This window comes from Robertmurraya sp. FSL R5-0851 (assembly GCF_038002965.1).
Taxonomy (GTDB): domain Bacteria; phylum Bacillota; class Bacilli; order Bacillales; family Cytobacillaceae; genus Robertmurraya_A; species Robertmurraya_A beringensis.
The window spans coordinates 3,481,699-3,502,446 of record NZ_JBBOOE010000001.1 but is presented as its reverse complement, the minus strand read 5'-3'; the positions used below and the strand labels follow the sequence as shown (position 1 = coordinate 3,502,446).

General features: G+C 38.8%; 18 protein-coding genes. 13 read left to right on the top strand and 5 right to left on the bottom strand.

Annotation, left to right across the window (positions count from 1 at the left end):
* Nucleotides 1-39: 39 nt before the first annotated feature.
* Complete coding sequence (locus tag MKX65_RS18025) at nucleotides 40-2,118, bottom strand: transglycosylase domain-containing protein (protein ID WP_340904887.1); 2,079 nt, start codon at nucleotides 2,116-2,118, stop codon at nucleotides 40-42.
* A gap of 151 nt (nucleotides 2,119-2,269) precedes the next feature.
* Here MKX65_RS18025 and ald point away from each other — a divergent pair, with 151 nt between their 5' ends.
* Nucleotides 2,270-3,388 carry an alanine dehydrogenase gene (gene ald / locus MKX65_RS18020; protein WP_340904886.1) on the top strand — a complete coding sequence of 373 codons (1,119 nt, stop codon included), beginning with the start codon at nucleotides 2,270-2,272 and terminating at the stop codon, nucleotides 3,386-3,388.
* A gap of 411 nt (nucleotides 3,389-3,799) precedes the next feature.
* On the opposite strand, the gene MKX65_RS18015 is transcribed toward ald, so the two are convergent.
* On the bottom strand, nucleotides 3,800-4,897 hold the full coding sequence (locus MKX65_RS18015; protein WP_340904885.1) for a M24 family metallopeptidase: 1,098 nt from the start codon (nucleotides 4,895-4,897) through the stop codon (nucleotides 3,800-3,802).
* Between the two features lie 119 nt (nucleotides 4,898-5,016).
* Between MKX65_RS18015 and MKX65_RS18010 the strand changes: the two genes are divergently transcribed.
* The 3 genes from MKX65_RS18010 to MKX65_RS18000 all read left to right on the top strand — a co-directional run bounded on the left by MKX65_RS18010 (nucleotide 5,017) and on the right by MKX65_RS18000 (nucleotide 7,472).
* Nucleotides 5,017-5,697 (top strand): metal-dependent hydrolase, encoded by a 681-nt coding sequence (locus MKX65_RS18010; RefSeq protein WP_340904884.1) that lies wholly within the window; start codon nucleotides 5,017-5,019, stop codon nucleotides 5,695-5,697.
* A 101-nt stretch (nucleotides 5,698-5,798) separates the two neighbouring features.
* Nucleotides 5,799-6,041 carry a hypothetical protein gene (locus MKX65_RS18005; RefSeq protein WP_160546630.1) on the top strand — a complete coding sequence of 81 codons (243 nt, stop codon included), beginning with the start codon at nucleotides 5,799-5,801 and terminating at the stop codon, nucleotides 6,039-6,041.
* A 111-nt stretch (nucleotides 6,042-6,152) separates the two neighbouring features.
* Nucleotides 6,153-7,472 (top strand): CBS domain-containing protein, encoded by a 1,320-nt coding sequence (locus MKX65_RS18000; RefSeq protein WP_160546631.1) that lies wholly within the window; start codon nucleotides 6,153-6,155, stop codon nucleotides 7,470-7,472.
* Nucleotides 7,473-7,510: 38 nt separating this feature from the next.
* On the opposite strand, the gene MKX65_RS17995 is transcribed toward MKX65_RS18000, so the two are convergent.
* Nucleotides 7,511-7,819, bottom strand: coding sequence for a YtpI family protein (locus MKX65_RS17995; RefSeq protein ID WP_160546632.1), 309 nt, complete (start codon nucleotides 7,817-7,819; stop codon nucleotides 7,511-7,513).
* A gap of 116 nt (nucleotides 7,820-7,935) precedes the next feature.
* Here MKX65_RS17995 and MKX65_RS17990 point away from each other — a divergent pair, with 116 nt between their 5' ends.
* Complete coding sequence (locus MKX65_RS17990) at nucleotides 7,936-8,868, top strand: DHH family phosphoesterase (RefSeq protein ID WP_340904881.1); 933 nt, start codon at nucleotides 7,936-7,938, stop codon at nucleotides 8,866-8,868.
* A gap of 33 nt (nucleotides 8,869-8,901) precedes the next feature.
* Here the strand turns inward: MKX65_RS17990 and ytrI are convergent, their stop codons facing one another.
* The gene (gene ytrI / locus MKX65_RS17985) at nucleotides 8,902-9,402 is read right to left on the bottom strand and encodes a sporulation membrane protein YtrI (protein ID WP_340904879.1); all 501 of its coding nucleotides are present in this window, start codon (nucleotides 9,400-9,402) and stop codon (nucleotides 8,902-8,904) included.
* Nucleotides 9,403-9,744: a YtrH family sporulation protein gene (locus MKX65_RS17980; RefSeq protein WP_340906307.1), complete on the bottom strand. Its 342-nt coding sequence runs from the start codon at nucleotides 9,742-9,744 to the stop codon at nucleotides 9,403-9,405.
* 138 nt (nucleotides 9,745-9,882) lie between these two features.
* Between MKX65_RS17980 and dnaE the strand changes: the two genes are divergently transcribed.
* From dnaE to MKX65_RS17940, 8 genes are all read left to right on the top strand, one after another.
* Nucleotides 9,883-13,242 (top strand): DNA polymerase III subunit alpha, encoded by a 3,360-nt coding sequence (gene dnaE / locus MKX65_RS17975; protein ID WP_340904877.1) that lies wholly within the window; start codon nucleotides 9,883-9,885, stop codon nucleotides 13,240-13,242.
* 111 nt (nucleotides 13,243-13,353) lie between these two features.
* Entirely contained in the window at nucleotides 13,354-14,592 is a 1,239-nt protein-coding gene (locus MKX65_RS17970) for an NAD(P)-dependent malic enzyme (protein WP_340904876.1), read from the top strand.
* 13 nt (nucleotides 14,593-14,605) lie between these two features.
* Entirely contained in the window at nucleotides 14,606-15,229 is a 624-nt protein-coding gene (locus MKX65_RS17965) for a FadR/GntR family transcriptional regulator (RefSeq protein WP_340906304.1), read from the top strand.
* A gap of 142 nt (nucleotides 15,230-15,371) precedes the next feature.
* Nucleotides 15,372-16,253 carry an acetyl-CoA carboxylase, carboxyltransferase subunit beta gene (accD, locus tag MKX65_RS17960; RefSeq protein WP_340904875.1) on the top strand — a complete coding sequence of 294 codons (882 nt, stop codon included), beginning with the start codon at nucleotides 15,372-15,374 and terminating at the stop codon, nucleotides 16,251-16,253.
* Nucleotides 16,238-17,218 carry an acetyl-CoA carboxylase carboxyl transferase subunit alpha gene (gene accA / locus MKX65_RS17955; RefSeq protein ID WP_340904874.1) on the top strand — a complete coding sequence of 327 codons (981 nt, stop codon included), beginning with the start codon at nucleotides 16,238-16,240 and terminating at the stop codon, nucleotides 17,216-17,218. The genes accD and accA overlap by 16 nt, the downstream gene beginning before the upstream one ends.
* A 293-nt stretch (nucleotides 17,219-17,511) precedes the next feature.
* Nucleotides 17,512-18,471, top strand: a complete 960-nt coding sequence (gene pfkA, locus MKX65_RS17950) for a 6-phosphofructokinase (protein ID WP_340904873.1) — start codon at nucleotides 17,512-17,514, stop codon at nucleotides 18,469-18,471.
* 33 nt (nucleotides 18,472-18,504) lie between these two features.
* Complete coding sequence (gene pyk, locus MKX65_RS17945; RefSeq protein WP_340904871.1) at nucleotides 18,505-20,262, top strand: pyruvate kinase; 1,758 nt, start codon at nucleotides 18,505-18,507, stop codon at nucleotides 20,260-20,262.
* A gap of 91 nt (nucleotides 20,263-20,353) precedes the next feature.
* The gene (locus tag MKX65_RS17940; RefSeq protein WP_340904870.1) at nucleotides 20,354-20,740 is read left to right on the top strand and encodes an FxsA family protein; all 387 of its coding nucleotides are present in this window, start codon (nucleotides 20,354-20,356) and stop codon (nucleotides 20,738-20,740) included.
* Nucleotides 20,741-20,748 lie beyond the last annotated feature (8 nt).

Here is a 20,748-nt window from a genome sequence, read left to right as displayed (position 1 = left end):
AAAAAAGGAAGCTTTAGGAGCTTCCTTTTTTTATGACCTTTACTGTTTAAATTCTTGAAGTTTATCTTTCAATAATCCTCCGACAGTTTTTAGGTCTTCTTTCATTTTATTAATTACTTGGCTCCATTTTGAGCTCTCTTCTTTAATTACTTGCTCAATCTTTTCTGCTTTTTCCTTAATCGCTTCTTGAGTTTCTTCCGCATCTTGTTCGCCTTGCATTCTAGCATTAACAGACTTCACGGAAAAGGAGGTTTGATCCGTATATGGAATGGCCGCCTCCATAATCTTCTTAAAAATTGGAACAACTGTTTCAGAGCTTGATCCGGATAAATAATGATCTTGGTCGGTCTGATCATACCCAATCCAGATGGCACCCACTAGATCAGGAGTATACCCGACAAACCATTGATCCTTTGTTCCATCAACACCTGAAAAGCTTAGCTGCGTGGACCCTGTTTTCCCAGCAATAGGTGTTCCGTTAATTTGTGCAGCAGTACCTGTTCCAGATTCCACAACATTTAAAAGCATGGATGTTATTTCATTTGCAACTTTTTTCGTTGTTACTTGTACGACCTTCTTTTTATGTTCAGCAATAATATTTCCTGTTGGACCTTCAATTTTTGTTATAAGATGATCATCAGCTCGTTTCCCCTTATTGGCAAAGGCAGAATAAGCTGCCGCTAATCGGAGTGGGGAAGTACCTTCGTTCATACCTCCAAGTGCGATCGCTAAATGTTCATCCTCTTCTTGAAGTGGAATGCCAAATTTATTTAACGATTCTATTCCTTTGTTCAAACCAATTTGATCTAAAAGCCAAACCGCTGGAAGATTTAGAGATTCCTGCATTGCAACATACATAGGGACTTCACCAGCATATGTTTTATTATAGTTTTCGGGTTGGTAGTCACCAAATGATTGTTGCTTATCTTCTAACACAGAGGATAAGGCATATCCTTCTTCTAGTGCAGGCGTATAAACAGCTAATGGCTTTAAAGTCGAACCTGGTTGAGCTTTTAAATGGGTCGCTCGATTAAATCCACGGAAAACGGATTCCCCTCGTCCTCCAACTAGCGCTCTTACTCCCCCAGTTGCCGGATCTAGAAGTACTGAACCACTTTGAACCATCGCATCCTTCTTGCCTCTTGGAAAATTGTTGTTATTTGAATAGATCGTTTCAAGTGAGGACTGAAGGTTTTGATCCATCTCAGTATAAATTTTGTATCCTCTAGTTAAGATTTCTTCCTGTGTTAATCCGTATTTTGAAATCGCTTCGTCAAGAACCGCATCCGTATAGGAAGGATATTCTCGGTCGAGGAAGCCACCGCCCCCCTCCTCTAGAACAATCTTTTCGCCAATGGCTTCCTTGTACTCCTGCTCAGTGATGAATCCATTTTCCTTCATTTTTGCGAGAACAACATCTCTGCGTTCAATTGCTGCATCATAATTTTGATATGGGTTACGTGCAGAAGGAGCCTGAAGTAGTCCAGCAAGCAATGCGGATTCACTAATAGTTAACTCACTAGCAGTTTTGTTAAAATACTTGGCGGCAGCTTGATCAATTCCCCATGCCCCATGTCCAAAATATACTTGATTAATATACATCTGAAGGATTTCATCTTTTTCGTATTTCTTTTCGATTTCTAGGGCGAGAAATAATTCTTCAATTTTTCTTTTATACGTTCTCTCAGGAGAGAGTAGAGCATTTTTGGTTAATTGCTGGGTTAATGTACTACCGCCTCCCGTAATACGACCAGCAAATAAATTCTTAAAGAAAGCCCGTGTAATACCTTTCAGGTCAAATCCGTTATGCACATAGAAACGGTGATCCTCAATAGCAACAACTGCGTTGCCAACATAATCAGGGAGTTCTGAAATCTCCACGCCTTTATTTCGGTTTGTGCTAATCTCTGTGGCGACGTCTCCGTCCTTGTCGTATATAACTGTTGATTGTTTTAACCCTTCCTTTAAGGTTTGTACATTTGCTTGGCTTGCCAGGAAAGCAAAATAAAGAATCGCAAATAATACAAAAACTAATAGAAGTAATAATAAAAATTGGGTGATATGCGTGTTTCTCCAAAATCGAGTGATTACATTACGAAATGTTTCAAATCGTTCCATTGAATACCTATCCTTTAAAAATGAAATTATGACCATTATAACAGGAAATTATGTCAAAGGATGACAGAAATCTCTTTATTCCTATAATAAAAAAGTGGTATATTTATTATCGGCTTCATGATCACTGATTACATATTTTGGAGGGTAAGACATGCGTATTGGAGTTCCTAAAGAAATAAAGAATAACGAAAATCGAGTCGCAATGACTCCTGCTGGTGTTATTAATTTGGTGAAATTTGGGCATGTAGTACATATTGAAACAGGGGCAGGACTTGGATCAGGTTTTAGTGATGATGATTATGTGGATGCTGGTGCTATCATTGTTGAAAGCGCTTTAAAAGCGTGGTCGATGGATATGGTAATGAAAGTTAAAGAACCACTTCGAGAGGAATATCAGTATTTCAGAGAAGGATTGATTTTATTTACATATTTACATTTAGCTCCAGAGCCAGAATTAACAAAGGCATTAATTGAAAACAAAGTAGTTGGAATTGCCTATGAAACGGTCCAACTCTCCAATGGAAGCCTTCCGCTATTAACTCCTATGAGTGAAGTAGCTGGACGAATGGCTACACAGATTGGTGCTCAATTCCTAGAGAAAGTACATGGCGGGAAAGGAATCCTTCTTGCTGGTATACCAGGTGTGAATAGAGGAAAGGTGACCATCATTGGTGGGGGAGTGGCAGGAACCAATGCAGCAAAAATGGCGATTGGGCTAGGGGCAAGTGTGACGATTATCGATCTAAATCCTGATAGACTTCGTCAACTTGATGATATTTTCGGCCGTGATGTGACGACTCTTATGTCTAACCACTACAATATTGCTGAAGAAGTAAAAAGCTCTGACTTAGTCATTGGCGCTGTGTTAATACCAGGAGCAAAAGCACCTAAGCTTGTGACAGAAGAAATGATTCAGTCGATGTCACCAGGCTCGGTTGTCGTTGATATTGCGATTGATCAGGGTGGTATCTTTGAAACGACCGATCGTATTACCACACATGATAAGCCAACATATGAAAAGCATGGTGTTGTGCATTATGCAGTAGCAAACATGCCAGGTGCAGTACCACGTACTTCAACGATGGCTTTAACAAATGTAACCGTGCCTTATGCACTCCAAATTGCAAACAAAGGCTATAAAAAAGCTTGTCTTGAAAATGAAGCGTTACTAAAAGGAATCAATACCCTTGAAGGCTATGTCACATATGAGGCTGTGGCAGAAGCTCATGGATTAGAATATGCAGCTTCTCGTGAATTATTAGAAAAATAGAAATTCAAGAAAAGCTCCATGAAAAATGTTCAACGGTTAAGCATCTGAGTTCATAATAGACGGAGAAATTTCGCTTAATTAGCAAATACGATAAAAAATAGCTTACATAGGCGGAGAAATTCCGACAATTGTCTCAAAAAACGTGAATAAGTGGAGATTTTCCTTGCATAAACGGAAAATCTCCACTTATTTAACCCAAAACGGGCTTCATTCTGCAATTAACCGGAAAAACTCCGCTTAATTTTGCTGGTTACTGGTTACTCGAATAAGGACAAGACATCAAATTTAAAAGGGAGCGAGTTTTCCTCTTTATACCAATTAACGATGCCAATACGACTGTCATTTCGGTATGTATTTTAAGAAATGCACCTAAAAACGGTTCCCTATAAAAAATGTTCAAGGAGCTTTATTTTATCTTATTATTTGTAATTCCTTTGGAAACTTTGTTAAGATCTCAACCCCATTGGAGGTAACAAGCACGTCATCTTCAATTCTGACACCCGCTACTCCAGGAACGTAGATTCCTGGTTCGATCGTAAAGACCATGCCTTCTTCAAGTAGAAGAGTATTTGTTTCAGTAAGAGAAGGATATTCATGTACACTAATTCCTAGCCCGTGACCGAGCCGATGTGGAAAATATTCTCCGTAGCCAGCTGCTGAAATAATATTTCTTGCTGCTAGATCGACCGCTTGGCATGTTACTCCAGGCTTACTCGCTTCGATAGCTGAGGCTTGAGCTTTTAAAACGGTATCATATATTTCTTTTTGCTTCTCACTTATATCACCAAGTGCTACTGTACGGGTAATATCTGAGCAGTATCCATCAACGACGACTCCTAAATCAAAGAGAACAAGATCGCCTTTTTTCATTTTTGTCAGTCCAGGATTTCCATGTGGAGACGCTCCGTTTTTCCCTGTCAAAACCATAGTAGAAAAAGACATCTCCGAAACGCCTTTTTTCTTTAATTCATATTCAATGGCTGCTAATACTTCCAGTTCGGTTTTTCCTTCCGCTATTTCGGAACAGCCTACTTCAATTGCGTAATCAGCTAGGGCACACGCCTCGCGAATCGAAGCAATTTCACTCTCGCTTTTTACCATCCGTAATTTGCGGATCTTTTCCTCTGCAGGAAGAAAAGTAGCTTGTGAAAATAAGGAACCTATAAGCTCGTAGCGCTCCACATTCATATGTTCTTTTTCGATGGCTATTTTTTCTACAGACTTCGTTCGATCGTTACAAAGCTTATGTATAAGTATCCATGGATTTTCGATATCAGAATATCCGATTATATCAAAGCCCCATCCGGCCTTCTTTGCATCTTCCTTCTCCATTGAGGGACAAACAAGGAAGGGTTCTCCACTTTGGAAAATACCTACACCTAGCAGCCTTTCATGGGGATCGCTTAAAAATCCACTTACATAAAATACACTGTCAGGATTAGTTAAAAAGCAAAAATCAATTTGTTCTTGAGTAAGCCAGTTGGCTATTGAGTTAAGCTTGCTATTCAAAGTTATTCCCCCTTCGGTATTATAAATTTAGAGTAACAACATTACTTTTGAAAGTAAACTTATATTGGTAGTAAAATATGGATATAAGGAAATTGATAAATGAAAAGGAGTGTAGAGAGATGAAAATTAGCTTTCATGGACATTCAATACTATTAGTTGAGGCCAATGGAACGAGAATACTATTTGATCCCTTTATTAATGGAAACCCAACAACGGATTTAAAAGTTGAAGATGTTCATGCAGATGTAATCATTGTGACTCATGGACACAATGACCATATAGGTGATACCGTCGAGATTGCCAAAAAGAATGATGCGCTTGTAATTGGAACTGCAGAGATTGCTGATTATCTAGGTTCTAAAGGAGTAAGAACACATGGGCTTCATATCGGTGGAGGATTTAATTTCGAGTTTGGTAGAGTTAAGCTAACCCAAGCATTTCACGGGTCAGGGTACATAAACGAGAATAATGAAATCGTTTACCTTGGTATGCCTGCAGGTGTCCTTTTAACGATTGATGGGAAAACCATTTATCATGCGGGGGATACGGGATTATTTTCGGATATGAAGCTAATTGGGGACAGACATCCAATAGATATAGCTTTCCTGCCGATCGGTGATAATTTTACGATGGGTCCAGATGATGCTGCTTATGCTGCAGGACTATTACAAGCAAAGAAGGTAGTGCCGATTCACTTTAATACCTTCCCATTGCTTCAGCAAGACCCTAGAACGTTTGTAAAGATGCTTCCTGATGGAGTGGGTGCTGTTCTAGATGTAGGGCAGTCGATAGAGTTGTAGGTAAAGTTTGTCGATGAAAGAGTCTCTGGACGATTTCATCGACTTTTTTTTATTTTTTTGCATACATTTTACTAGTTGGACAAGAAAGGAGATTGCTTATATTGAAGAAAAATCGATACCTATTTTGCTTACTTGCAACGGGAGTGATGCTTTATTACGGAGTACCTGAACTGTCAGCTTATAACGCGGGAACTGCAGGAATATACTCAGTGGCCTGGCTTGTGTTAGCCGTATTCGTAATAGCAGGGAATTTATCTGCTATTATGTATGCACCTAAAAAGAGAAGGGTTACGGAAGCTAAATTATCAAAAAAACAGGTGCGAAGAAAAGTGCGAGCCTATTAATTACCTATTCGCAAAATGAAATCAAATTGTAATCAAGCCCCTTCACGCTTTATAATAAAAGGATAGATACCAAACTAATAGAAAATACAGAATTTATAAAGGGTGAAGGTCTTGGCTACAAAACATGAACAAATTCTACAATATATTGATGAACTACCAATTGGTGAAAAAATATCAGTAAGGCAAATTGCCAAGGCGCTTAATGTTAGTGAAGGTACTGCGTATCGAGCCATAAAGGATGCAGAAAATAAAGGATATGTGAGCACGATTGAACGTGTTGGTACGATTCGAATTGAAAGAAAGAAAAAGGAGAATATTGAAAAGCTAACATTTGCTGAAGTAGTAAATATTGTTGATGGACAAGTTCTCGGTGGACGTGCGGGTTTACATAAAACATTAAATAAGTTTGTCATTGGTGCGATGAAGCTTGAACAAATGATGAGGTACACTGGAGCAGGTAATCTACTCATTGTCGGGAACCGGACAAAAGCGCATGAGTATGCATTGAATGCTGGAGCAGCCGTGCTCATCACTGGTGGATTTGATACGGAAGATGAAGTGAAAAAGTTGGCAGATGACCTTCAGTTGCCCATTATTTCAACTAGCTATGATACCTTCACGGTTGCTGCGATGATTAACCGTGCCATTTACGATCAGTTAATAAAGAAAGAAATTGTACTTGTTGAAGATATTCTAACATCTATTAACGAGACAATCTATGTAAAAACAACGGATACAATAGAAGTTTGGCATGAAAAAAATCGTGAAACAAAGCATAGTCGTTTTCCAGTAGTCGACCACCAGATGAAGGTGCAAGGGATGGTTACTTCAAAGGACGTTATGGGAATTGCAGATACGACGAGTATTGAAAAAATCATGACAAAAAATCCAATGACTGTTACTGGGAAAACGAGTGTTGCCTCCTGTGCCCACTCGATGGTATGGGAAGGGATTGAGGTCCTTCCTGTTGTTGACGACAATAATCGCTTAGAGGGAATCATAAGCAGACAGGATGTACTAAAAGCTCTACAGATGATCCAACGGCAGCCTCAAGTCGGAGAAACGATTGATGACATCGTTACAAATCAGCTTGTAGTAACGAAAGGGAAAACAAAGAACGAGGACGTTCTCCGCTGTGAAGTAAGCCCTCAAATGACTAACTCGATTGGGACGATTTCTTATGGTGTTTTCACTACCATTGTGACAGAAGCAGCCAATGGTGTTCTAAGAGGATATAAAAAAGGTGATCTAGTCGTTGAAAATATGACCATTTATTTTCTAAAACCCGTTCAAATGGATAGTGTATTAGAAATTTATCCGAAAGTGCTAGAGGTTGGTCGAAAATTTGGGAAGGTCGATGTGGAAGTATATAACGAAAATGTTTTAGTTGGTAAAGCGATGATGATGTGTCAGCTGATTGACAGACATTAGGAAAAAGGAGTTGTTCGATGAATGAACAACTCCCCTTCTTACATATGCTTTTTTAATTCAGTTGCTTCCTTTGCTGCTAGAGGAAGGAAATACTTATAAGCTTTTATTCCACCCAAAATATTGTATGCTCCAAGGGCGATAAAAATAGCACCTATGATATACACTACAGTTGATTGAGAAATCATGATACGATTCATTCCAAAGGATGCAATAAATAATCCTAGAGCAATATTGCTTTTAGCAGAAATCCATTTCTTTTCTGCTGGTCGGTTGGAACGAAAAAATTGGATTTTATAAAAAAGATAAAACATAATAGATACGACAATAATAATGACAAATATAGGCATATAATTCCCTCCAAGCTTCGACATTCTTCCATTATTCTACCTTGTATATAAAATAATTTCTACTTTTTCTCTTTTTGTGTTAAAAAGAGAGTATTAGGAAAAAAAGGAGATCAGCAATGAAAGATCAAATAATTGAAACGATTAAACAGTACGATACCATTATTATTCATCGACATGTTCGCCCAGATCCGGATGCGTATGGGTCACAAGGAGGACTGGCAGAAATCTTAAAGGCTTCTTTCCCAGACAAAACGATTTACACAGTTGGACAAGAAGAGCGGTCTTTACAATATTTGAGACGGCTTGATGAAATAAGTGATGATACATATAATGGGTCTCTAGTTATCGTGACAGATACGGCAAATCAAGAGCGTATTTGTGACCAAAGATACCTCTCTGGGGACAAGTTGATCAAAATAGACCATCATCCAAACGAGGATCCATATGGTGATCTTGTCTGGGTTGATACGACTTCTAGCTCAACAAGTGAAATGATTTATGAACTCTACTTATATGGTCAAGAAAAGGGCTTACAAATGTCAGATCAAGCGGCTAGATTATTGTATGCAGGAATTGTTGGAGATACGGGGAGATTTCTTTACCCTAGTACAAATGATCGAACATTCCAATATGCTGGAGAGTTAATACAATATAATTTCTCTCGTACAGAAGTTTATGACGGAATGTACGAACTACCAATGAATGTGGTTAAGTTAAATGGCTATGTTCTTCAAAATTTTGAAATGAACGAAAATGGCGTTGCATCTATGATCCTTCCAAAGGAACTGCTTGCTACATATGATGTAAGGGCAGCAGATGCCTCCCTGCTTGTGAGTGCTCTTGGAAGTGTACAAGGAATCAAAGCATGGGCTTTCTTTATTGAGGAAAGTGATCAAATTCGTGTTCGCCTTCGTTCAAAAGGTCCGGTTATTAATGGAGTGGCTAAAAAATATAAAGGTGGCGGTCATCCTCTTGCAGCTGGAGCCTCCATCTATTCATGGGATGAAGTTCCACATGTCATGAAAGATATTGAAGAAGTTTGTAAGTAAAAAAAGAGGTAGGAACTTAGTTTTGTTCCTACCTTAATTATTGGCTAATTGCATCTCAAGTTGAATGGATAATGTCGTATAAAACACAATTTCCTTTACTTTGACTTGGTATCTTTTATCGTTTATCCTGTGTGTCCGATTTTCAATAACCTTTTTAACCCAATCACTACTTTTATAGGCTGTATCAATATCCATTTTTAACAAAGGGTTGATATCCTCTTTAATGGCTTCTTCCACTTCATAGATACTAAATGAGTCTATTTGGTATTTTTGGCTGATTTTAATTTTAATGTCTTGGACAATAAGAAGTTCTTCGTTTTTCTTGTTTAACTCCCGATAGTCATTTTGCCAAATATTTTTCTCATTCTTCAAATCCTTAATGGTTTCCTCTTGCAGCTTTAGCTCTTTTGAGTATCTTTCTTGCCAATCACCGTAAATATAAAGAAATATACACCAACTGATTACACCACCTAACGCCATTCCTGCAATAAACTGCTGGACAGCACGAAGTCGGTAGAAAGGCGGAATTCTCATTTAAATATGCTCCTGAGTTAACCAGTTAATGATCGTTGCTCCCGTTTGTGCACCACCCATAGCAGTAAGAATGAGCAGGAATTGTTTAAAGATATCCTTTGTTCCACCATCTAAGAATCCTTTTTCAAAGCTATAAACTGTATCAAATGTTCCGCCTATCGCAGCGATAATTGCCCAAATCCGTATCGAAGTTGATATACGGTAAATTTCCGTTAGCATTGGTTTTCCGGTCAAGAATGCAGAAAGCCCCCCGATGAGCGCTCCGCCTAATAAAACACCTAGAGCAATAAAGTAGGCATCTATTAAAATTGATATATACGGTTGTTCGCCCACAACAATCATCCTCACATCAATAAAGTATTGATACATCATATGGACAAACTCTAAAAAATATGAGCTTTCATGAAGCGAACATATTTTCTTTTTTTCGTCTATGCCCCTATAATAAAAGAAGAATGAAGCAGTTAGGGTGTGATTTATATGTCTTTTGTTCACCTTCAAGTGCAAAGTGCGTTTAGTTTATTATCAAGCACAGCTTCCGTTGAACAATTGGTAAAGGGAGCAAAAGAAAAGGGATTTACCATGCTCGCATTAACTGATTACAATGTCATGCATGGTGCAGTCGCCTTTTATAAGCAATGCTTAAAGCATGAGATAAAACCGATCATTGGACTTTCAGTGGATGTTCAAAGTGAAATAACTTCTAATATGGCGTACCCACTTGTGCTTTTAGCGAAAAATCAGGTGGGATTTCAAAACTTAATGAAAATTTCAAGTGTTGTACAAACGAAATCCAAGGAAGGTATTCCCTTAAAATGGCTTAAACATTACGCAGCGGGATTATTTGCGATTTCTCCGGGAGATGCGGGGGAAATCGAGTCGTACTTACTAGAGGATAACGAAGAACAAGCAGCGAAATGTGCAGATTTGTATAAACATATATTTGGAGCAGATAGCTTCTTTCTTTCCTTGCAAAATCATAATGTACCAGCAGAAACCAGTCTTTTAAACAAACTCGTTTCTTTAGGGAACTCTTATTCAGTACAAACAGTCGTCACAAATAATGTTCGATATCTACAACAATCGGATTCATTTGCCCATGAGTGTTTATTAGCCATAAAAAATGGGGAGAAGTTACAGGATGATGACAGGGAACGTTTGGAGACCGACCAATATTATTTAAAAACGAGTGCAGAGATGGTTGAACTTTTTGCAGACTTCCCTAAAGCGTTAGAAAATACTTGGCGAATTGCTGAAGAATGCAATGTTATGGTTGAGCTCCATAAACAAAAGCTTCCTAAGTATCCAACACTTGAGGGTGAAACGGCAGAGGGATTGTTAGAAAAGCTTTGCATGAAAGGTCTTTCTGAAAGGTACAGCTCTGCAACCAAAGAGCATAAAGAGCGATTACGATACGAATTAAGCGTAATAGAGAAAATGAAATTTGCTGATTACTTCTTAATTGTTTGGGATTTTATGAGGTTTTCACGAGAACAGCATATATTAACTGGTCCAGGTAGAGGTTCGGCAGCAGGATCGTTGGTTTCATATGTGTTGTACATAACGGATGTTGACCCATTAAAATATGATTTGTTATTTGAAAGGTTTCTAAATCCAGAACGTATCACAATGCCAGATATCGATATCGACTTTCCGGATCACCGTCGTGATGAGGTGATCGAGTATGTCGCTAACAAGTACGGAGAAGCACATGTGGCTCAAATCGTTACTTTTGGTACGTTGGCAGCAAAAGCGGCCCTTCGTGATGTTGGAAGAGCTTTTGGATTAAATACGAAGGAACTCGAAGGTCTGTCAAGAGCGGTACCTTCGCAACTTGGAATATCATTAAAAGATGCCTACGCTCAGTCAGAAAGGCTCCGTGCATTTGTTAATGAATCTCCTACAAACCAAAGGCTGTTTGAGACAGCAGTAAAGTTAGAGGGCCTTCCAAGGCACACATCCACACATGCAGCTGGGGTAGTGATCTCTGAAGAACCGCTTGTTAACACTGTTCCCATAAGTGAGGGAAGTCAATCTGTCTATCTCACTCAGTATGCGATGGACGATTTGGAAGAGGTTGGACTATTAAAAATGGATTTTCTGGGTTTAAGGAATTTAACCCTCATAGAATCTATTATTGATTTGATAAAAAAGAGAGTAAGAGTTAATTTTGATATTAAAACGATTCCTTTAGATGATAAGGATACGTTTTTGATGTTAAGCCGTGGAGAAACAACGGGTGTGTTTCAATTAGAGTCTGAAGGGATGAGACATGTATTAAGACGGTTAAAGCCAACAAATTTTGAAGATATTGTTGCGGTAAACGCTCTATACCGTCCCGGACCTATGGAAAATATTCCGATGTTTATAGATAGAAAGCATGGAAAAGAACATATCTCGTATTTGCATGAAGATTTGAAGTCAATTCTTGAAAATACGTATGGAATCATCGTGTATCAAGAACAAATCATGCAAATTGCTTCAACGATGGCGGGGTTTAGTTTAGGTGAAGCTGACTTATTGAGGCGAGCAGTTGGAAAAAAGAAAAAAGAAATTCTTGATAAAGAAAGACAGCATTTCGTTGAAGGTGCAATGACAAAGGGGTACGAGTCAAGCATTGCCAATGAGGTATATGATCTGATCGTAAAATTTGCAAACTATGGATTTAATAGGAGTCATGCCGTTGCATACAGTGTGATTGCGTATCAACTCGCATACCTTAAAGCGAACTATCCAGTGTATTTTATGGCTGCGTTATTATCCTCAAGTATTGGTAATGAGTCAAAGATTGCTCAATATATAAAAGAATGTCGTGAAATGGGTATTCAAGTTTTGCCTCCATCCATTAACAAAAGCGGCTATACTTTCTTAGTGGAAAATCATGCAATTCGATACAGTCTTACAGCCATAAAGGGGATTGGCGTTGCAGCTTTAAAGGGCTTGTTCTCCGCTAGAAAAAGCAAGAAATTTTCGGATCTCTTTGATTTTTGTATCCGAGTGTCTGCTAAATCAGTTAACCGGAAGGCATTAGAATCGCTTATCCATTCCGGTAGCTTCGATGAATTCGGAGAAGACCGTGCCGTGCTATTAGCTAGCCTTGACGTGGCTTTAGATCATGCGCAGCTAGTAAATCCTGATGACTCACAGCAAGGAGATCTATTTACAGATGATGAGTTTTTCCTGAAACCAAAATATGTAACCGTTGATCCGATAAGGGCTGAAGATAAACTAAGGCAGGAGAAAGAAGCATTAGGCTTATATCTTTCGGACCACCCCGTTTCCATTTATGAGAAAGAAGCTAAATTGGAACAAACAATGGCGATTTCTTACATTTCAACAAAAATTAGAAATGTAAGAGTTTTGGTCTATATTACTGAATTGAAGAAAATTCGTACAAAAAAGGGAGAAACGATGGCTTTCTTGACAGTATCAGATCAAAGTGGAGATATGGAGTCGGTTGTGTTTCCTACTGTTCTTAAAAGATATTCGATGCTCTTACAACAAGGTAATATTGTGATTGTTGATGGGAAAATCGAGGAACGAAATGGAGCAAAGCAACTTATTATATCATCGGCCAAGGAAGTAGTTAAGAACGAAGAAGTGGTGGAAGATAAAAACGTATTATATCTAAAAATACAAAAGCATCAAGAACATGGTGAATTTTTGCATACACTAAAGAAACTGTTAAACAGGCATTCTGGAGGAACACCTGTTATTCTTTACTACGAGGAATCTAAGAGAAGTATTAGGCTTGGTAAAGAGGATTATGTACAACCTACAACGATACTCATTAGGGAAATCCAGGCGTTGCTTGGTTCAGATAACGTCATTTTGAAATAATTAGCCTTTACATCCATTTGTATTATGTTATATTGTGTAAGTGTACGTGGTCTGACCACTAAAAGGGGATGGAGAAAAGAAAGTTATTTTAACTAAGGGGTGGAATGCATTTTGACTTTACGTGAAGAAGCATTACATATGCACAGAGTAAACAAAGGTAAGCTCGAGTCAAAATCGAAAGTTCAAGTTAGGAATGCAAATGACCTAAGCCTTGCCTATTCGCCAGGAGTGGCCGAGCCTTGTAAAGAAATTTATGACAAGCCTGAAACGGTCTATGATTACACGATGAAAGGGAATATGGTTGCTGTTGTTTCTGATGGAACAGCTGTACTTGGATTAGGAAATATTGGACCAGAAGCGGCACTTCCTGTTATGGAAGGAAAGGCTGTTTTGTTTAAAAGCTTTGCTGGAGTTGATGCATTTCCAATCTGCTTAGGTACAACTGACGTCGAAAAAATTATTGAAACCGTCAAGTTATTAGAACCAACATTCGGCGGAATAAACCTTGAAGATATTGCTGCTCCTAATTGCTTTGTGATTGAGGAGAGACTTAAAAAGGAAACCAATATACCTGTGTTTCATGATGATCAGCATGGTACAGCAATCGTTACAGTTGCTGGTTTAGTAAATGCGCTAAAGCTTGTTGGCAAATCGATGAATGAAATTAAGGTCGTAGCTAACGGAGCAGGTGCTGCAGGGATTGCAATTATGAAACTTTTATATACCTATGGTGTACGTGATATTATTATGTGTGACACTAAAGGAGCTATATATGAAGGCAGACCATTTGGAATGAACGACATTAAAAATGAAATAGCCAAATATACGAACCGTAATCAAGAAACAGGTAGTCTTGTAGATGCACTTAAAGGTGCAGATGTGTTTATTGGAGTTTCTGTTGCAGGTGCATTAACGGGTGAAATGATTCAAACAATGAATGAGGATCCAATTATTTTCGCTATGGCGAATCCAACACCGGAGATCATGCCTGAAGAAGCGAAAAAAGCTGGAGCGAAGGTTATCGGAACCGGACGTTCTGACTTCCCGAACCAAGTAAATAATGTACTAGCTTTCCCTGGAATCTTCAGAGGTGCTTTAGACGTAAGAGCCACTCACATAAATGAAAAAATGAAGGTGGCAGCGGTTGAAGCGATTGCTAGTCTTGTCTCAGAAGAGGAGCTAAGCGCTGACTACGTTATTCCAGCACCATTCGATTCGAGAGTAGCGCCAGAGGTAGCGGCAGCAGTTGCGAAGGCAGCAATGGAAACAGGTGTAGCCAGATTGAAGGTTGACCCACTCGAGATTAAGACTAGAACTAGCCAGCTTTCCGTTATTGGAAAGAGCGAGTGATCTTAAAGTGAGTATGGAACCAGTGGAACGAGGCTCAAAAGTCTATCTGGAAATTGTCAAGCAGCTTCGCAGTATGATTGAACAGGATGGTTTAAAACCCGGTGATAAAATTCCATCAGAGCGAGAACTTTGTGAGCGTCTTAATGTAGGACGCTCCTCTGTTCGTGAAGCTTTAAGAGCTTTAGAACTTTTAGGACTTATTGAGACCCGTCGAGGAGAAGGTACCTTTATAAGAGATTTTCGCAGTAATCAGCTTGTGCAGCTACTTGGCACATTTGTGCTTCAAGATTCAAAAGCAAAACAAGATGTGATTGAAACGAAATATTTAATCGAATTAGATTGTTTAAGACTCATTCTCCGTAGAAATAATGTAAACCAACTAGAAGATTTAAAAAAGTGGCTCGAATCTTGCGAATTTACGGACGATCAGTTTTTTATAAAAATTGTTGAGCTGGCAGATAATCATCTTTTCTATCGTATTTGGTCGATTTTAAATGATTATTACGATGCGCTAAAGCTTCCGAAGATGGAAAGGAACGATCCGTTCTACCTCGCAATCGTGCAAGCCTTACTAGGTGGAAATGAGGCGGATGTTCTAAAGTCGTACTATTCACTACGGAAACTGTCGAATGATTAACGACAAATATCTGCAGAATTTGTTGTGACATTATACTAACATGATAAAAAGAACTAGACGAGCCTTCATATAAAAAGGCATTATTTTTCATTGTAGTGGTCTGACCACTGAGATTATTAGAATTCTATGGGGAGGTTTAAGCTTGCCGATTAAAGACCTATTTACAAAACCAAAGAAGAAAAAATATGCAACTATTCCAACCGAAGCTGCAAAACAAGATGTCCCAGAAGGGATTATGACCAAGTGTCCAAGATGTAAGAAAATCATGTATTCCAAGGAGTTAATGAAGAATCTTAAGGTTTGTATTCACTGTGGGTATCATCATCCAATGAATTCAAAAGAGAGGCTAAAAAGCTTTGTTGACGAAGGAAGCTTCGTTGAACTTGATCGTTATATGATATCTGAGAACCCGCTTGGATTCCCTGATTATATAGAAAAGCTTGAAAAAGATCGTCAGAAAACAAATTTAAATGAAGCTGTTGTGACTGGTGTATGTAAGGTCGAAGGACATGACGCGGTTGTTGCCGTGATGGATTCTACTTTTAGAATGGGAAGTATGGGCTCTGTAGTTGGTGAGAAGATTACGAGAGCGATCGAAAAAGCAGGTGAGCTATCCATCCCATTTATCATCTTTACAGCTTCAGGTGGAGCAAGGATGCAAGAGGGAGTATTGAGCCTGATGCAGATGGCCAAGACGAGTGTTGCCCTTAAAAAGTTTAGCGACGAAGGTAACCTAATCATATCGATCATGACACACCCAACTACTGGAGGAGTGTCTGCTAGTTTCGCTTCTCTTGGGGACTATAATTTCGCTGAGCCAGGAGCTTTAATTGGATTTGCAGGGAGACGCATTATCGAACAAACCATTAGAGAAGAGCTTCCTGAGGATTTTCAAACAGCAGAATTTCTTTTAAAACATGGTCAGTTAGATGCGGTAATATCTAGGGATGATTTGAGAGAGAAAATTTCCACATTGCTTGATATTCATACGCCTGGAGGTGAAATAGAATGGTTGGAGAACTAGAATTCGAAAAACCAGTCATTGAACTGAAAAAGAAAATTGCAGAATTAAAAGAATTTACAGCGAGTGCAGAAGTAGATTTGACAGACGAAATTGAAAAGCTTGAGGCAAGACTTCAAAAGCTTGAAAAAGATATTTATGACAACATGAAGCCATGGGATAGAGTGCAAATTGCGAGACATCCTGCCAGGCCAACAACTCAAGACTATTTATCAATTATCTTTTCTGATTTCATTGAATGTCATGGGGACCGCTTTTTTGGAGATGATGAAGCCATTGTAGCAGGAGTAGCGAAGTTCCAAGGTTTGCCTGTTACTATTATTGGCCATCAGCGTGGGAAAGATACGAAGGAAAATATCCGTAGAAATTTTGGAATGCCACATCCTGAGGGGTACCGTAAAGCATTGAGACTTATGAAGCAAGCGGAGAAATTCAATCGTCCGATTATTTGTTTTATTGATACGAAGGGTGCGTATCCTGGGAAAGCTGCGGAAGAAAGAGGGCAAAGCGAAGCGATTGCAAGGAACCTTTTTGAAATGGCAAGCTTAACCGTACCTATTGTTTGTATTGTCATTGGAGAAGGAGGAAGTGGTGGTGCCCTTGCACTTGGTGTAGGTGATCATATCCACATGCTTGAAAACTCAACGTACTCGGTTATTTCCCCTGAAGGAGCTGCAGCTATTCTTTGGAAGGATGCTTCTCTTGCGAAACAGGCGGCTGAAACAATGAAAATCACGGCACCAGACTTAAAGGAACTTGGAGTGATTGATGAAATTATTCCTGAAGTTCGAGGTGGAGCCCATAAGGATGTAAATACTCAAGCCGAAAGCATAAGAAATACGATTCAACAGTCACTAAAGCAGTTGTTACAGCTAACAGAAAATGAACTGCTTGCATTAAGATATGAAAAATACAAGAATATGGGTAAATATACATTTTTGCACGAATATATAGGTGTAAATGGATGAGTGTGTTTCGACACACTCTTTCTTATTTTTTTAGAGAAATCCCAATAAAATGACAGTAAATATCGAATTATGAACATTTTTAGAAAAAAAAGATAGTATTAAGCGCTTTCAATAAAAAAACTATTTCGTCTATTGATTTTATGTTTATGATAGAGTTGAGAACATTGTTTCTTCATGGTATTTTAGAAATATTCCCGGGTATTCTGTAAATAATAGTAGTGCATCACATGTCGTATTATTCATCTTCTAACTATACATAATACTTCAACAATCCAATACAGAGGTGATTTGCTTTGAAAAGAATCGGTGTGTTAACAAGTGGTGGAGATTCACCAGGTATGAACGCTGCTGTACGTGCGGTCGTTCGTAAAGCAATTTTTCATGATATGGAAGTCTATGGAGTATACAACGGCTACTCTGGCTTAATTAGCGGAAATATCAAAAAGTTAGAACTAGGTTCTGTTGGTGATATTATTCATCGTGGAGGAACCATGCTTTATTCTGCTCGTTGTGAGGAGTTTAAAACAAAAGAAGGTCAGCAAAAAGGAATTGAACAATTAAAGAAATTTGGTATTGAAGGTTTAGTTGTCGTTGGTGGCGATGGATCTTATAGAGGGGCAAAAGCATTAACAGAGCAAGGCTTCCCTTGTATTGGTGTACCAGGTACAATTGATAATGATATACCAGGTACAGATTATACAATAGGATTTGATACAGCTCTAAATACGGTAATTGATGCAGTCGACAAAATTCGCGATACGGCTACTTCTCATGATAGAGCTTTTATCATTGAAGTTATGGGTCGAGATGCAGGAGATATTGCTCTTTGGGCTGGTTTAGCAGGAGGAGCTGAAACAATCATTATACCAGAAGTTGGTTATGATATGGATGAGATTGCAGCTCGCTTAAAAAGTGGCCATGAGCGTGGAAAAAAACACAGTATCATCATGGTTGCAGAAGGTGTTTGCAGCGGTGTTGAATTCAGTAAGCAAATCAAGGAAGCAACCGATCTTGACACTCGTGTGTCTGTGTTAGGACATATTCAACGTGGTGGATCTCCTACTGCAGCAGATAGAGTGCTTGCTAGTCGTCTAGGTGCATTTGCGGTTGAGTTATTGTTACAAGGCAAGGGTGGAAGAGCGGTTGGTATTGAAAAGAATGAGCTTATTGACCACGATATCATCGAAATTCTAACGAGAAAGCATTCGGTAAATCAAAGTATGTACAACTTGTCAAAAGAGCTATCCATTTAACGTTTTTTAAAATATTAGGAGGTCCACAATTGTATGCGTAAAACAAAAATTGTTTGTACTATAGGCCCAGCAAGTGAAAGCGTAGAAAAATTAACACAGCTGATTGAGGCTGGGATGAATGTTGCTCGTCTAAACTTCTCTCACGGTGACCATGAAGAGCATGGTGCACGTATTAGAAATATCCGTGAAGCTTCAAAGCAAACCGGAAAAACAGTTGCTATTCTGTTAGATACAAAAGGTCCAGAAATTCGTACAAATAATATGGTTGATGGTGCAATTGAGTTAGTTGCAGGTAACGATGTGATTGTATCAATGACCGAGGTAGAAGGAACAGTTGATAAATTCTCCATTACATATCCTGGATTAATTGATGATGTGAACGAAGGTTCAAAAATTTTACTAGATGACGGTTTAATCGGCTTAGAAGTAACTAAGATTGACCGTGATGCTGGAGAAATTTATACGAAAATTTTAAATACGGGCACACTTAAAAATAAAAAAGGTGTAAACGTTCCAGGTGTTTCAGTTAATCTGCCAGGAATCACAGAAAAGGATGCGAACGATATTGTTTTTGGTATCGAGCAAGGAATTGACTTTATTGCTGCTTCCTTTGTACGTCGTGCATCCGATGTACTAGAAATTCGCCGTTTATTAGAGGAACAAAATGCAACACATATCCACATTATTCCTAAAATTGAAAATCAAGAAGGTGTTGATAAAATCAACGAAATTCTTGAAATCTCTGACGGACTAATGGTTGCACGTGGAGACCTTGGAGTAGAAATTCCTGCGGAAGAGGTACCTCTTGTTCAAAAAAGTTTAATTAAAAAATGTAACGCACAAGGGAAGCCAGTTATTACGGCTACACAAATGCTTGATTCTATGCAACGTAACCCACGTCCAACAAGAGCGGAAGCAAGTGACGTAGCCAATGCTATCTTTGATGGAACAGACGCTATTATGCTCTCAGGGGAAACAGCTGCTGGTGTGTATCCTGTAGAAGCGGTTCAAACGATGCATAACATTGCATCTCGTGCAGAATCTGCATTGGATCATAAAGAAATCTTATCTAACCGTAGCAAAGAAAATGATCATAATATTACAGATGCAATTGGGCAATCAGTTGCGCACACAGCATTAAATCTGGATGCAAATGCGATCATTGCTCCTACTGAAAGTGGACATACGGCTAGAATGATCTCTAAATACCGTCCTAAGGCTCCAATTGTGGCTGTTACTTCTGATGACGGTGTAGCCCGACGTCTATCACTAGCTTGGGGTGTGTATCCTCAAATCGGAAAACAAGCCAATACTACTGATGAAATGCTTGATACAGCGGTAGAGGAAAGCTTAAACAGTGGAATCGTTTCTCGCGGAGATTTAGTGGTAATTACTGCAGGTGCGGTCAATGTTAAAGGCACAACAAACTTAATGAAAATTCATGTTGTTGGAGATGTAGTACTAAAAGCTCAAGGAATTGGAAGAAAAACAGCTTTTGGTAAAGTGGTGATTGCTAACTCAGCGAAAGAAGCGTTAGATAAAGTAACAGAAGGTTCTATCCTTGTTACGATTGGCTCAGATGCTGAGATGGTTCCAGCAATTGAAAAATGCAGTGCGTTAGTTACGGAAGAAGGCGGCTTAACAAGTCATGCTGCAGTAGTAGGACTGAGTCTTGGGATTCCAGTAATTGTAGGCGCTGAAGGTGCAACTACTAGCTTAAAGGATGGTCAAGAAGTTACGATTGACGCTTCACATGGTGTTATTTATAACGGTCACGCGAGCGTTCTATAATATAAGTGAAGAAGTAGCCTAATGGCTGCTTCTTTTTTGCTGATTTTAAAGAATACACATATAATATAAGGACAACTAGGAGGCGATTATTTTGCGTTATATCGTTTTACTATTAATTATTATACCGGCAGCAGAAATCGGTCTTTTGCTCTTATCAGGTAAGACTATTGGCATCTGGACTACCATCACCCTTATCGTTCTAACTGGCTTGCTTGGTGCCTACCTAGCAAAGCAACAAGGACTAGATACGATAAGAAAGGCTCAACATCTCCTTCAATCCGGTCAAATGCCTGGCGATGTACTATTGGATGGAGTTTGTATTATTATCGGTGGCACACTTCTATTAACACCAGGTTTTATAACAGATGCAACAGGCTTCCTATTACTGGTACCGCCAACAAGAAAATTCTTCAAAATCTTACTCAGCAAGGCATTCCACAACTGGATGAACAAAGGAAAAATTAAGATAATAAAATAAGAAAAGTC

Coding starts and splice junctions, on each gene's coding strand:
- MKX65_RS18025 (WP_340904887.1), bottom strand. CDS start 2,118: ATGGAACGATTTGAAACATTTCGTAATGTAATCACTCGATTTTGGAGA.
- ald (WP_340904886.1), top strand. CDS start 2,270: ATGCGTATTGGAGTTCCTAAAGAAATAAAGAATAACGAAAATCGAGTC.
- MKX65_RS18010 (WP_340904884.1), top strand. CDS start 5,017: ATGAAAATTAGCTTTCATGGACATTCAATACTATTAGTTGAGGCCAAT.
- MKX65_RS17995 (WP_160546632.1), bottom strand. CDS start 7,819: ATGCCTATATTTGTCATTATTATTGTCGTATCTATTATGTTTTATCTT.
- MKX65_RS17990 (WP_340904881.1), top strand. CDS start 7,936: ATGAAAGATCAAATAATTGAAACGATTAAACAGTACGATACCATTATT.
- ytrI (WP_340904879.1), bottom strand. CDS start 9,402: ATGAGAATTCCGCCTTTCTACCGACTTCGTGCTGTCCAGCAGTTTATT.
- MKX65_RS17980 (WP_340906307.1), bottom strand. CDS start 9,744: ATGATTGTTGTGGGCGAACAACCGTATATATCAATTTTAATAGATGCC.
- dnaE (WP_340904877.1), top strand. CDS start 9,883: ATGTCTTTTGTTCACCTTCAAGTGCAAAGTGCGTTTAGTTTATTATCA.
- MKX65_RS17965 (WP_340906304.1), top strand. CDS start 14,606: ATGGAACCAGTGGAACGAGGCTCAAAAGTCTATCTGGAAATTGTCAAG.
- accA (WP_340904874.1), top strand. CDS start 16,238: ATGGTTGGAGAACTAGAATTCGAAAAACCAGTCATTGAACTGAAAAAG.
- pyk (WP_340904871.1), top strand. CDS start 18,505: ATGCGTAAAACAAAAATTGTTTGTACTATAGGCCCAGCAAGTGAAAGC.